Source organism: Leptotrichia sp. oral taxon 498, assembly GCF_002240055.1.
Classification (GTDB): domain Bacteria; phylum Fusobacteriota; class Fusobacteriia; order Fusobacteriales; family Leptotrichiaceae; genus Leptotrichia; species Leptotrichia rugosa.
Genome location: NZ_CP016753.1, coordinates 2,010,914 through 2,022,714 on the forward strand (window position 1 = coordinate 2,010,914; position 11,801 = coordinate 2,022,714).

The 11,801-nt window shown below is 30.9% G+C and carries 14 protein-coding genes; all 14 read right to left on the bottom strand.

The window, feature by feature from the left end:
• Positions 1–32: 32 nt before the first annotated feature.
• The 14 genes from BCB68_RS09845 to BCB68_RS09910 all read right to left on the bottom strand — a co-directional run bounded on the left by BCB68_RS09845 (position 33) and on the right by BCB68_RS09910 (position 11,791).
• Positions 33–704, bottom strand: a complete 672-nt coding sequence (locus tag BCB68_RS09845; RefSeq protein ID WP_094080619.1) for a thermonuclease family protein — start codon at positions 702–704, stop codon at positions 33–35.
• A 15-nt stretch (positions 705–719) separates the two neighbouring features.
• Positions 720–1,853, bottom strand: coding sequence for a trans-sulfuration enzyme family protein (locus BCB68_RS09850; RefSeq protein WP_094080620.1), 1,134 nt, complete (start codon positions 1,851–1,853; stop codon positions 720–722).
• Between the two features lie 43 nt (positions 1,854–1,896).
• The gene (locus BCB68_RS09855) at positions 1,897–2,460 is read right to left on the bottom strand and encodes a GNAT family N-acetyltransferase (protein ID WP_094080621.1); all 564 of its coding nucleotides are present in this window, start codon (positions 2,458–2,460) and stop codon (positions 1,897–1,899) included.
• Between the two features lie 27 nt (positions 2,461–2,487).
• Entirely contained in the window at positions 2,488–3,159 is a 672-nt protein-coding gene (locus tag BCB68_RS09860; RefSeq protein WP_094080622.1) for a uracil-DNA glycosylase, read from the bottom strand.
• A 65-nt stretch (positions 3,160–3,224) separates the two neighbouring features.
• Positions 3,225–3,710, bottom strand: coding sequence for a deoxycytidylate deaminase (locus tag BCB68_RS09865; protein WP_094080831.1), 486 nt, complete (start codon positions 3,708–3,710; stop codon positions 3,225–3,227).
• Positions 3,711–3,744: 34 nt separating this feature from the next.
• Complete coding sequence (gene xseA, locus BCB68_RS09870) at positions 3,745–5,094, bottom strand: exodeoxyribonuclease VII large subunit (protein WP_094080623.1); 1,350 nt, start codon at positions 5,092–5,094, stop codon at positions 3,745–3,747.
• Between the two features lie 361 nt (positions 5,095–5,455).
• The gene (locus BCB68_RS09875) at positions 5,456–6,244 is read right to left on the bottom strand and encodes an NlpC/P60 family protein (RefSeq protein WP_094080624.1); all 789 of its coding nucleotides are present in this window, start codon (positions 6,242–6,244) and stop codon (positions 5,456–5,458) included.
• 132 nt (positions 6,245–6,376) lie between these two features.
• Positions 6,377–6,814 (bottom strand): D-aminoacyl-tRNA deacylase, encoded by a 438-nt coding sequence (gene dtd, locus BCB68_RS09880; protein WP_094080625.1) that lies wholly within the window; start codon positions 6,812–6,814, stop codon positions 6,377–6,379.
• Positions 6,815–6,886: 72 nt separating this feature from the next.
• Complete coding sequence (locus BCB68_RS09885) at positions 6,887–7,525, bottom strand: MBL fold metallo-hydrolase (protein ID WP_094080626.1); 639 nt, start codon at positions 7,523–7,525, stop codon at positions 6,887–6,889.
• A gap of 80 nt (positions 7,526–7,605) precedes the next feature.
• Positions 7,606–8,655, bottom strand: a complete 1,050-nt coding sequence (locus BCB68_RS09890; RefSeq protein WP_094080627.1) for a mechanosensitive ion channel family protein — start codon at positions 8,653–8,655, stop codon at positions 7,606–7,608.
• A 111-nt stretch (positions 8,656–8,766) separates the two neighbouring features.
• Positions 8,767–9,870: a redox-regulated ATPase YchF gene (ychF, locus tag BCB68_RS09895; protein WP_094080628.1), complete on the bottom strand. Its 1,104-nt coding sequence runs from the start codon at positions 9,868–9,870 to the stop codon at positions 8,767–8,769.
• 45 nt (positions 9,871–9,915) lie between these two features.
• A complete protein-coding gene (locus BCB68_RS09900) occupies positions 9,916–10,449 on the bottom strand; it encodes a uracil-DNA glycosylase family protein (RefSeq protein WP_094080629.1) in 534 nt (177 codons plus the stop codon).
• Positions 10,450–10,526: 77 nt separating this feature from the next.
• Positions 10,527–11,303 (bottom strand): MBL fold metallo-hydrolase, encoded by a 777-nt coding sequence (locus BCB68_RS09905; protein ID WP_094080630.1) that lies wholly within the window; start codon positions 11,301–11,303, stop codon positions 10,527–10,529.
• A 62-nt stretch (positions 11,304–11,365) separates the two neighbouring features.
• Positions 11,366–11,791: a competence protein ComE gene (locus BCB68_RS09910; RefSeq protein WP_094080631.1), complete on the bottom strand. Its 426-nt coding sequence runs from the start codon at positions 11,789–11,791 to the stop codon at positions 11,366–11,368.
• Between the last annotated feature and the right edge of the window lie 10 nt (positions 11,792–11,801).

Below are 11,801 nucleotides of genomic sequence, written 5' to 3' on the forward strand. Positions count from 1 at the left end.
CTATCTTTTTTATTTGCTCCACTTTTTTTCTTTTATCTTCTTTTCATTTTAGTTTGCTTAACATTTTCCTTCTTATTTCTTCTGTAAATCCAAGGCTCAATGTAACCTTTTCTTGAAAATAATCCCAATTTTTTTTGTTTTGCATTTTGCTGATACTCTCCAAATTGCGTATCATTTTTGGCGTATTCCTGATACCACCATGCGTTTCCAGTTTTTACCATCTCTTCATTGATATTTTTACCATTTACATAAATAACCGCAACTGTTCTGCCATATCTATCCTTATTCTTCACTTCTATGCTCAAAGTTTTCCCGGCCACTAATTTTTCTAAAGCTTGTCTACTTTCAGGACCATAATCCTGCGATTTTTCAGGCGCATCCATTCCATACATTCTAATTTTTAACATTTCACCGACAAATTTTCCATTTTCAACTTTTTGAATGTTAATTGTATCTCCATCGCTGACTTTTAGCACTTGATAACCATCAGAAATTTTTGGAATTATTTCTTTTTTTTCTTTAGATTTTTTAATTTTAGGATTTTTTGTGGCACTTTTAGAGATTTTAGCACTTTTAGTATTTTCACTGTTTTTTATATCTTTTCCGTTTTTGTTAAACATCCCAAAGAGCATAAATACTGCAATTATAACAACTGCCATAATTAATATTATCTGAGATTTTCCATCATCAATTTTTTTAGCCATTTTTCTCCTATTTTTCTATTTTTCCAATGCTTGTTTAAAGTCTGCAATTAAATCGTCAATATTTTCAAATCCGACTGCAATTCTAATCAATGAATGTGTAAATCCTCTTGCTTCCTTTTCCTCTTCAGGCATTTCAGCGTGAGTAATTGTGCTTGGATGGGTTACCAATGTTTCAGCTCCACCAAGACTAGCAGCAAATATTGCCACATTTAAACTTTCAAAAAACGTTTTTACTTTTGAGTCGTCTTTTAGAGTGAATGAAAATACTGCTCCACCACCAGTTGCTTGACTTTCGTGAATTTTTTTACCTTTGTTTGTATCCAAAGTTGGATAGTAAATTTTGTCAACTGCATCATGTTTTTGGAAAAACTCTATCAATTTTTCTGTATTTTTTTGTGCAGCTTCCACTCTTAATTTAAGTGTTTTAAGACTTCTCATAAGTAGCCAGCTGTCAAACGGAGAAATTAGCGCTCCCGCCGCAGTTTGAGCAAATTGAATTTTTTCTGCCAATTTTTCATCGTTTGTAACTGCAACTCCCGCAAGTAAATCGTGATGTCCAGATAAAAATTTAGTTGCGCTGTGAATTACAATGTCAACTCCAAAATCAAGCGGTCTTTGCAAATACGGTGTCATAAATGTGTTGTCCACAATTGTAATTAAATTATGTTCTTTCGCAAGTTTTACAACTCCCCTTATATCAGTTACATCCAACAAAGGATTTGACGGTGTTTCGATAAGAATTGCTTTTGTATTAGGCTTTATTGCTTTTCTTATATTTTCTAAATCAGTTGTATCAACAAACGTAGATTCAACTCCAAATTTTGAATAAACATCGTTCAAAATTCTGTAAGTTCCGCCATAAATATCTTGCCCCAAAATGATATGATCTCCTGCTTCAAATATTGTAAAAACTGAAGTTGTAGTTGCCATTCCAGATGAAAAGGCATATCCATATTTACCGCCTTCCAAATTTGCAAGTAAACTTTCGAGTTGATTTCTAGTTGGAGCGGACACCCTTGAATATTCAAATTCCTGCGTTACTCCAAATTCTGCAACAGGAAAAGTTGAAGCGAAATTTACAGTTGTTCCCCATAATTCTTTCTTTTTTTCCTTTTTTATTCCATGTATTGTCTTAGTTTCAAATTTCACGCTTAATCATCTCACTTTCTTTAAACTTTTATTTTCTATATTTTTATATTTCTTTTCTAATATCACTTATAACAGGTTTTTTTCGCAAAATTTTTTCAAATGCAATTCTTTTGGCCCCAACATCTGGCTCTCTGTCCAAAAATATTACTCCACAATACTTAAAATTCTGTTTTTCCAAAATTCTTCTCATTGGCTCATTATTTTCATGCGTATCTGCTCTCAAGCTGAAAATATTATTCTTTAGGCAGACATCTTGTGAAAATTCCAAAAGTTTTGTAGCAATTCCTTGATTTTTTACATTTTTATCAACCGCAATTCGATGAATTACCACATAATCACCGCAAGTTAGCCATTTCCCATCAATTTTACTATATGGTGTCTCTTTTTCAGGAGAGAGTGCAATTGTCGCCACAACTTTATTTTTTCCATCAATTCGAGTTTCCAGCACATAACTTATCCCTTTTTTTATATCACTTTCAATTGAGTTTCTATTTGGATAGCCATTTTGCCACTGATTTAGCTTCATTTTTTTTAGCTCTTCCTTTGCCATTTCAATGATTTCCAAAATTCTGTTGACATCTTTTGGCTCTGATTTTCTAAAATTCATTTAATTTTCCTCCTTTCCTAAAAAAAATTATATTTGCCAGTCAATCTCTTTTTTCCCTAATTTTTTCAGAATCTCATTAGTTTTTTTAAAATGTCCACAGCCAAAAAAACCACGACTTGCAGATAATGGACTTGGATGCACACTTTCCAGAATATAATGTTTTTCCAAATTTATAAGCTTTTTCTTACTTTTTGCATTATTACCCCATAAAATAAATATAATCGGATCTTCTCTTTCGTTTAAATAACTTATCACATTGTCAGTAAAAATTTCCCATCCGATTTTTGAGTGAGAATTTGCTTTTCCTGCAACAACTGTAAGAGCTGTATTCAAAAGCAGCACTCCTTGCTTTGCCCACTTTTCCAAATATCCGCTATTACTCATTTGATAGCCGTATTCATCACTAATTTCCTTATAAATATTTTTTAACGACGGTGGAAGCATAATTCCTTTTTTTACAGAAAAAGCCATTCCATGCGCCTGATTTTGTCCATGATAAGGATCCTGTCCAAGTAAAACCACTTTACAGTCCTTGTAACTTGTAAGTTTAAAAGCTGTAAAAATTTCTTCAGCTTTTGGATAAATTTTCTTTGTCCTATATTCAGACACCAGAAATTTTCTCATCTTTCTATAGTAATCTTTTTCAAATTCTTTGTGATAACTAAAAATCTCATCCCAGTCATTTCCAATATTAACCATTTTTTTCCTCTTTTCAGCTTTCAACTTTTTTATTTTAAATTTTTTATTTACGACTATTTTTATTTCTAATCTTTAAAATTTATAACAATCTTTTCCTTTTCCATTTTTAGATTCACAATTTCTACACCTGCATTTTTCAATATTGTTCTCGAAGCAACAGTTGATTCCAAATTCTTATGTTTATCTGAAAAATAGATAACTTTTTTTATTCCTGATTGCACTATCGCTTTTGCACACTCATTGCATGGGAAATGTGTCACATAAATTGTGCTTTCTTTCAAAGATTTTATGCTGTTTAAAATTGCGTTTAATTCGGCGTGAACAACATACGGATATTTTGTGTCTAAAAAATCTCCAGTTTTCCCCCAAGGCATCTCATCGTCAGAACTTCCTAAAGGGAACCCATTGTAGCCCATTCCAATTATTTTTTTTTCCTTGTCAATTATACAAGCTCCCACTTGTGTCGATGGATCTTTACTTCGCATTCCAGACAAAAAGGCGACACCCATAAAATACTCGTCCCACGAAAGATAATCCTCTCTCTTTGGCATCTTTTTCACCTCGTTTTTATAATTTTTTGTTTTTTTAATCAACTTTCATTTTTCTTCTCACATCTTTAAACTGAACTTCCACAGCATCATTCTTGCTAAGCTCAATTCCCCTTTTCACAATTTTTCCATTTTTTCTCGTAATTGTATATCCTAAATTCAAAATATCCTGAACAGAATATTTAGAAATTTTTAGTTTTTTATACTGCAAATTTTTTTTTGCGTCATTCAAAATATTTTTTATCGCAAAATTTATATTTTTCTCTTTTTCTCTCAAGTTTTCTTTTCGCTTAAAAATCTCTTTTTTTAAATCAATTTTATTAATTTGCTGTTTTCTGTATTCTAACTTTTCCTCAGCTTTTTTCAAAATTCTTTTAAGTTCTTTTATTAAAATTTTCTCTTTTTCAATAATTTCCATTTTTTTGTCGTCTAAAATATTCAAGAAATTTTTTATATAGTAGTTATTTTTCTTTTGCTCCAATTCTTTTCTCATCAAAGTTACACGATTTTGTAAAATTTTAGTAAGTCCATTTTTTTTATTATTCAATTCCTCAATCAAATTTTTCTTTTCAGGAATCAAAATTTCTGCAGCTTGAGTTGGAGTTGCAGCACGTCTATCAGCCACTAAGTCCGATAGTAAATTGTCAATTTCGTGTCCAACTGACGAAATAATCGGAATTTCAGACTGGTGAATCGCTTCTATCACGATTTCTTCATTAAAAGCCCACAAATCCTCAATACTTCCACCTCCACGTCCGACAATGACTGTATCTACACAAATTTTATTCTTTTCTTCAAAATTTTTAGCCCTATTGAAAAACTCAATTCCACTCACAATTTCCTGTGCCGCCCCATCTCCTTGAACTTTTGCAGGATAAAGAAAGATATTCACATTTGGAAATCTTTTGTGAGCTGTATTTACTATGTCTCGAATTGCAGCTCCTGTCGCAGCTGTCACAACTCCCACATTTGTTGGAAGTTTTGGAAGCAATTTTTTTTGGCTACTGTCAAAATAGCCCTTTTCATTATATTTTCGCTTTAACATTTCCATTTTTTCATAAAGTGAGCCAATTGAATTAGTTCTCTCAAGAAAATCGGCGACAATCTGATAACTTCCACTTCTTTCATAAAGAGTAACATTCCCCCTTATTTTCACTTGTTCCCCCTCTTTTAAATCCACAGGAACTCCACGGTACTTATATCTAAAAATTGCACATTTCACGCTAGCTCCAGCGTCTTTTAGAGTAAAATACAGATGTCCTGAACTGTAATAAGTTATATTTGAAATTTCACCTTGAATGAAAATATTTTTAAATGTATTTGTCCCTTCCAAATACTGTTTTACTTCAAAATTAATCTCACTTACCGAAAATACCGTTGCTTCCACATCTTTTCACCTTCTTTTGTCAAATAACTTTCAAATTTTTAATTTCATAGTAAAATTATACTTTACTTTGTTCGTAAAATCAAGGTTTTTTTATTAATAAATAATAAAAATAGTGAAACATAAAAGTCTCACTATTTTTTTATTCATGCTAAATTGTAAAAAAGTTTTCTTCAATTAGTAAATCAATCTGAATCCAAGTCCACCTCTTACATTTTCTCCCTTAGTGTCATATCCAGCATTTACTGTTACTCCGAATCTTGTGTTGTCAATTCCAATGTTAAGGTCAAACTTACCGCTTCCTTTTCTGTCTTCTTGCTATAAATATTGATGTCTTTTGTATTTTTCTATCATAACTACGTAATTAAGCTGTTTCATTCACTCTTACACCATATTTAAAAGTTTTATTCCAGTAAATATTTTCAAGTGTAGAAATTACAACTCCTTTTGATGTTGAAGCGTTTAAGAATAATGAATTTCCCAAATACACGGCAGTATGATTTCCTGTGCCTTCTGGTTTAAAAAATACAATATCTCCCGCTTTTAATTGGCTTCTTGGGACATGGCTTCCCGCTTGAGCTTGGTCAACTGACCGTCTTGGCAGCTCAAAGCTAAACACTTCCCGATAGACTCTCCGAGTGAATGCCGAGCAGTCGATTCCACTTGCAGAATCTCCACCAAGCACATATTTTGTCCCTTTCCATTGCTTATATGCCCGCAGTAATTTATTTTGCAGCGCCACAACTTTTTTTTGACTTGATGTTCCTTCACTTAATATTTTTCTCTGCTCCATTTTTAATTCTGTCAATTTCTGCATTACTAGCCGGGAATTTGGCATCTCTTCATCAACCAGTTCCTTTTCATCCAATAGCCCATTTGAATTAATATTCGTCGTGATATAATCTGAATCATCTTCTTCTTTTTCCGAATGCTTTTTCGCAATTTTATTTTTTATTTCATCATTATTTTCTTTTGACTTTTTATTTTTTTTAGTGTCATTTCCTTTTTTTATAATAACTTTTACTTCATCATTTTGACTAGTATTTGCAACGACAGGATTAGCGCTGCTGTCCTTATCTAAATTAGTTTGTAAACCTGTACAACTTGCAGTAAGCAGCATACAAGCCGATGTAAATGCTATCTTTCTTCCCATTTTCTTTTTTTCCCTTTCCTTTCTTTTCTCTCCAATAAAAATGCTAAAATCCATCAATTTTTAAATATTAATAAAAAGAAATAAAAAGCGATTATTTTAAAAAAAATGGTATTACTAAAAAAATTAAAAAAACTAACTTTCAATTATCAAATTTACAGGTCCATCACTTTCTGAAACAATTTTCATATTTGCTCCAAATTCACCTGAACCAAATTTTATTTTTTCTTCACTTAATTTTTCTAAAAATAAATCGTACAGTTCTTTTGCTTTTTCCGCTTTTGCCGAATCAACGAAACTTGGTCTTCTACCTTTTTTAGTATTTCCATAGATTGTAAAATTACTGACGACCATTACTTCATATTCTAGATCTTTTAACGACAAATTTAATTTTTCATTTTTATCATTAAAAATTCTTAAATTTATCAATTTATCTATACAATATGTTATATCTTCTCGTGTATCTTCATTTTTTATTCCGACAAAAGCTAAAATCCCTTTTCTTATCTCCTCCTTAAATTTATCATTGACAAACATTTTAGCATAATTTACTCTTTGAATTATTAATTTCATTTTATATTCTCTCTCTTTTTGCAATTATATCATTTTTTTTTAAATTTGTATAGAATTATTTTTATCTTTTTTTTAATAATATCTTTTTTCTTCTCCAATTGTTGTATCAAAGCTATGTCCTGGATAAACTTTCGTATCTTCTGGATACTGCATAAGTTTTTTTAGCGATTTCCCCATTTCAATTGGATTACTTGTAGGCAAGTCAACTCTTCCATAAGTTCCTTTAAAAATCGTATCTCCTGTAATCATAACTTTTTCCTTTTCATTATAATAGCAAATATCTCCCGATGTATGCCCTGGCGTTTCTATTATTTTAAAAATACATTCATCTTCATCTTCCGTAATTCCCGCTAATCCAATCATATCATTTTCCTTCACGGTTCTGATGTCCAAACTTTTGTCAATTTTAAATTCCACATCTTGCCAGATACAAAGCGAAATTTCTGGATTAAACAAAAATTCGTAACCTTTTTCACTCACAAAAAGTGGAACTTTTTTGTATTCCATCATCGAATTAATTCCCAAGATATGATCCCAATGTCCGTGCGTCAAAAGTACCGCCACCATTTCCAGCTCATTTTTTTCCAAAAAGTCAATAACTTTTGTCATTTTTTCTTCTCCTGGATCAACCACAAAACATTTTTTTCCACATTTTACTATGTAACAGTTGCTTCGTGCCAAATTATCGTTTACAAATCTTATTAATTCCATTTTTATTTCTCCCTTCAAATTTTATTTATTTTTAAATATTTTAAATTATTTTTATTTTTTATAAAAATTTTTTAATAAAATTATTTATTTTTTATCATCACATTCATATGCGGATAAGGTATTTCAATCCCTTCTTTTTCAAATTCCAATTTTATTTTTTCATTCAATTTTAACTTTAAATCTATGTAGTGTTCAGTTCTCGTGTAGACATAGACGTAAAAAATTATCGCAGATTCTCCTAGTTCTCCCACACCAATAATCGGTTTATGCGATGGCAAAATCAACTTGTCATGTTCTGTAATCTCTTTTTCTTTTTCAACTTCTTCGAGTTCATCGAGATCCTCTTTCAAATTCTCATGCGCTGATTTTTCAGCTTCTTCCATTTTCTTTCTGGAAAATAACGTAGAAAAGAAATTTATTTTTTTTCTTTCCTTCGATTCCAGAACTGTACTTTGCCACTTTTTAAACAAATTTTCTTTTCTTTTATCTTCTTCGATTTTATCCATTGTCTCTTCTTTAATAATCTTATTAATGACCTCTTTAACCTTTTGAATATCACTGTCGTAAGATACTCCTACGGTTAAATCTAGCCGTCTTTCTCCATCTTCCCTTATGTTTCTGATTTCTGTATTAGTTATAATTCCATTTGGGATGATTACAAGCTCATTTTGCGGATTTATAATTTTTGTGTAAAACAATTCAATTTTTTTTACAGTTCCGATGTAATTATTATATTCAATCGTGTCTCCCACACGAAACGGCTTAAAAGTAAGAATAATAATTCCACCGCAAAAATTTCCCAACGTTTCTTTAAAAGCAATCCCAAACACGATCCCAGCCGCTCCTAAAAATGTTGTAATTGAAGTCGTATTAATTCCCAAAATTCCAATTGAAATATAAATTAATATAAAATAGTAAATAACCGAATAAAGTGAAATCAAAAAAGATGCAATACTTTTATCCATATTCGATTTTTCAAATATTAAATTTAATATTTTTTCAATTCTTCCTTTAAATATTTTTGCAATTTTAAACATAATGTAAATAATAAATAATTTAAAAATATTTGTCTTTAAAAATTTAATTATGTTGTCAAGTTCCAAAAATTTTTGCAATGCAGTTAGTTTCATTTTTTCTCCTATTTTCATTCTATTCTAAAATTATAAAATTATAAAAAAATAGAAATATTTTTTCTATTTCTATTTAAGAATAAGCGGGGCAAGACCCCCTTGATAATTTTTTTAAACATTAAATCTAAAGAACATAACATCTCCATCTTGCACAATATACTCTTTCCCTTCAAGCCGCATCGCACCTTTCTCTTTTGCTCCATTCCATCCATTTAATTCAATAAATTTATCAAATGAAACAACTTCTGCACGAATAAATCCTTTTTCAATATCCGTATGAATTTCACTTGCTGATTTTTGTGCATTTGTCCCTTGTTTAATCGTCCAAGCTCTGACTTCCTTAACTCCAGCCGTAAAATATGTGATTAATCCCAATAATTTAAATCCAGCACGAATTAATCTATTTAAACTTGGCTCTTTAATTCCAAGTTCATCAATGAACATTTGTCTTTCCTCTTCATCTTCAATTTCAATTAGTTCTGCTTCCACTTTTGCCGAAAAAGTCACGACTTCGCTGTCATACTGTTTTGCAAATTCCCTAACTTTTTTTACATAGTCATTTTCAGTCCCGCTTGTCAAGTCATCTTCAGAAATATTTGCTGCAAACATCATTGGTTTTACTGTCAAAAATTGATAAACTTTTATTAATTCTTCTTCCCTTTGAGTAAATTCTAAAGTTTTTAACAATTTGAATTCTTCCAAATGTGCCTTACATCTTTCAAGAACTGCAAGTAATTCCTTTCCTTCAGCGTTTCCGCCACGAGCCAGTTTCTGATTTTTCTGAATCGCTCTTTCGACAGTTTCCAAATCAGCAAAAATAAGTTCTGCATTGATTGTTTCAATATCTCTAATCGGATCAACGCTTCCTTCCACATGAATAATGTTGTCATCGTCAAAACATCTCACAACTTGACAAATTGCAGCCGTATTTCTGATATTTGACAAAAACTGATTTCCAAGCCCTTCCCCTTTAGAAGCACCTTTCACAAGCCCCGCAATATCCACAAATTCAACTGTCGCTCCAACCGTTCTCTCTGGATTAATCACTTTTTCCAAAGCCTTTAGCCGTGGATCTGGAACACTCACAAGCCCCACATTTGGCTCAATTGTCGCAAACGGATAATTTGCGGCTTCTGCATTTTGTGTCTTTGTTATCGCATTAAATAATGTTGATTTTCCTACATTTGGTAATCCTACAATTCCTATTCCTATCATTCTTTTTATTTCCTTTCTTATAAATAAATACTTTTTTAAATAATTTTATATATTTGCAAATATATTTGCTATTTTCCATTTTTCCTTATCGGTTGTCTTATTCAAAAAATAGTCAATGTCATAAATTGGAATAACAGTTATCCCAAAATAGTCGTACTCCTTGCCAAACATTTTTTTTATATCTACTTTTTGACTTTTTATAAGTGCCTTTGTTGGCCTTTCTCCAACTGAAATTATATATTTAGGATTCACCAGAGCAATCTGTGTGTCCAAAAAGACACTGCACGCACTGATGTTTTCTTCTTCGATGATATTATCTGCTTTATAGCACTTTGTGAGAGTTGTAAAATAACATCTTTTCATATCCAAATTTGAATATTTAAAAAAATTTTTTAATAACTTTCCGTTTTCATCTTCTAGCAAAAGTCCTCTCTCTGCTTCTTTTCCATTTATTTCATCCATCAAAAAGAATATCTCAGCTTCTTGGTTTCCTTGCCCAACAATGCGGACATTGTCGTATTTTTTCCCCAATTTACATCTCTCGCAAATATCTACTTCAACTTCCAAATTTTCCCACATATTTTTTCCTTTTAAAATTTCAAAAAAATTAATTTCTTATATTCATTTTATAGTTTCATCACTAAATTAACGATTTTTTAAGGTAATTTGTAAATTTTTGTACCTGCCTCCCCAATAACTTCAATTTCCAAATTTTTTCTGTTTTCTTTTTTCAAAATCTTGTGCAGCGAGTTATAAGCCAGTTCTGGCGTATTGTTGTCTTTACTTATATGCATTAAATAAACTTTTTTTAATTTGTCGCACAAAACTTGTCCAACTAACTTTGACGCATCTTCATTTGACAGGTGACCGTATCTGCTTTTCACACGATTTTTTAACTCCCAGTGATAAGGTCCTGTTATAAGCATCTCGTAGTCATAGTTGCTTTCCAAAACGATGACATTGCTATTTTTCAAATTTTCTCTTATAATATTATTCACACATCCAACATCACTCGCATAAGAAAGTTTTTTTTCACCAAATTCAAAAGTGTAGCCCAGACATTTTTTTGCGTCATGCATAACTTCAAAATTATTTATCACACAATTTCCAATCACAATTTTATCTTCTCTTATAAAATTAAGATTTTTTCTATCTATTTTTCCAATTTTATCTTTAATTACGCTGTAAGTTAATTCGTGTAAATATATCGGAATATCATATCTTCTGGATAGAACTCCAAGCCCCAGAATATGGTCAGTATGCTCGTGCGTCACAAAAATTCCCTCTATGTCTTCAATTCGCTTTTCTATGTCATTCAATCTTTGAGCCGTTCTTTTTCCGCTAAATCCTGCATCAATTAAAAATTTTTTATTTCCCATTTCAATAAAACTGGAATTTCCACTGCTTCCACTCCCTAAACTTGAAAATTTCATTTTTTTTGATTTCCTTCATTTTTTTGTTTAATTATCAACATATAATTATATTTTTTAAATTATTAAATATTTGGTGTAACCTTTCCACTTTTTTTATCGTAGACCCAGCCACCTTTTTTATCTTTTTTTATTACAATTTGGTTGCTTCTTTCCCTGTGAAGCTTCAAATTTTCAGGAATTTCATAAATTTGTTCAGTCCCATAGAATGTACTAAAATTAAAACCGTCATTTTTAGGACTTTTGACAAGAGATAAATTATTTTCAAATCCCGCAATTTCAGGATAAATTCCCTCTTTTTTATAATATTCATTCACAGCATTCTGAAATCTTGCCGTCTCCACTTGCACATCAGCCTTTATTAATTTATCGGCTTTTCTTGAAGCCATGATTACGACAATAAAAATTGCAACAGCGAATGCAAACACAAAAGAAATACTTCTGAATAACAATTTTTTCAATATTTTTGAACTATTTTCATTAAACGCCATATTCTTCTCC

Coding starts and splice junctions, on each gene's coding strand:
- BCB68_RS09845 (WP_094080619.1), bottom strand. CDS start 704: ATGGCTAAAAAAATTGATGATGGAAAATCTCAGATAATATTAATTATG.
- BCB68_RS09855 (WP_094080621.1), bottom strand. CDS start 2,460: ATGAATTTTAGAAAATCAGAGCCAAAAGATGTCAACAGAATTTTGGAA.
- BCB68_RS09860 (WP_094080622.1), bottom strand. CDS start 3,159: ATGGTTAATATTGGAAATGACTGGGATGAGATTTTTAGTTATCACAAA.
- BCB68_RS09865 (WP_094080831.1), bottom strand. CDS start 3,710: ATGCCAAAGAGAGAGGATTATCTTTCGTGGGACGAGTATTTTATGGGT.
- BCB68_RS09875 (WP_094080624.1), bottom strand. CDS start 6,244: ATGGGAAGAAAGATAGCATTTACATCGGCTTGTATGCTGCTTACTGCA.
- dtd (WP_094080625.1), bottom strand. CDS start 6,814: ATGAAATTAATAATTCAAAGAGTAAATTATGCTAAAATGTTTGTCAAT.
- BCB68_RS09885 (WP_094080626.1), bottom strand. CDS start 7,525: ATGGAATTAATAAGATTTGTAAACGATAATTTGGCACGAAGCAACTGT.
- BCB68_RS09890 (WP_094080627.1), bottom strand. CDS start 8,655: ATGAAACTAACTGCATTGCAAAAATTTTTGGAACTTGACAACATAATT.
- ychF (WP_094080628.1), bottom strand. CDS start 9,870: ATGATAGGAATAGGAATTGTAGGATTACCAAATGTAGGAAAATCAACA.
- BCB68_RS09900 (WP_094080629.1), bottom strand. CDS start 10,449: ATGTGGGAAAATTTGGAAGTTGAAGTAGATATTTGCGAGAGATGTAAA.
- BCB68_RS09905 (WP_094080630.1), bottom strand. CDS start 11,303: ATGAAATTTTCAAGTTTAGGGAGTGGAAGCAGTGGAAATTCCAGTTTT.
- BCB68_RS09910 (WP_094080631.1), bottom strand. CDS start 11,791: ATGGCGTTTAATGAAAATAGTTCAAAAATATTGAAAAAATTGTTATTC.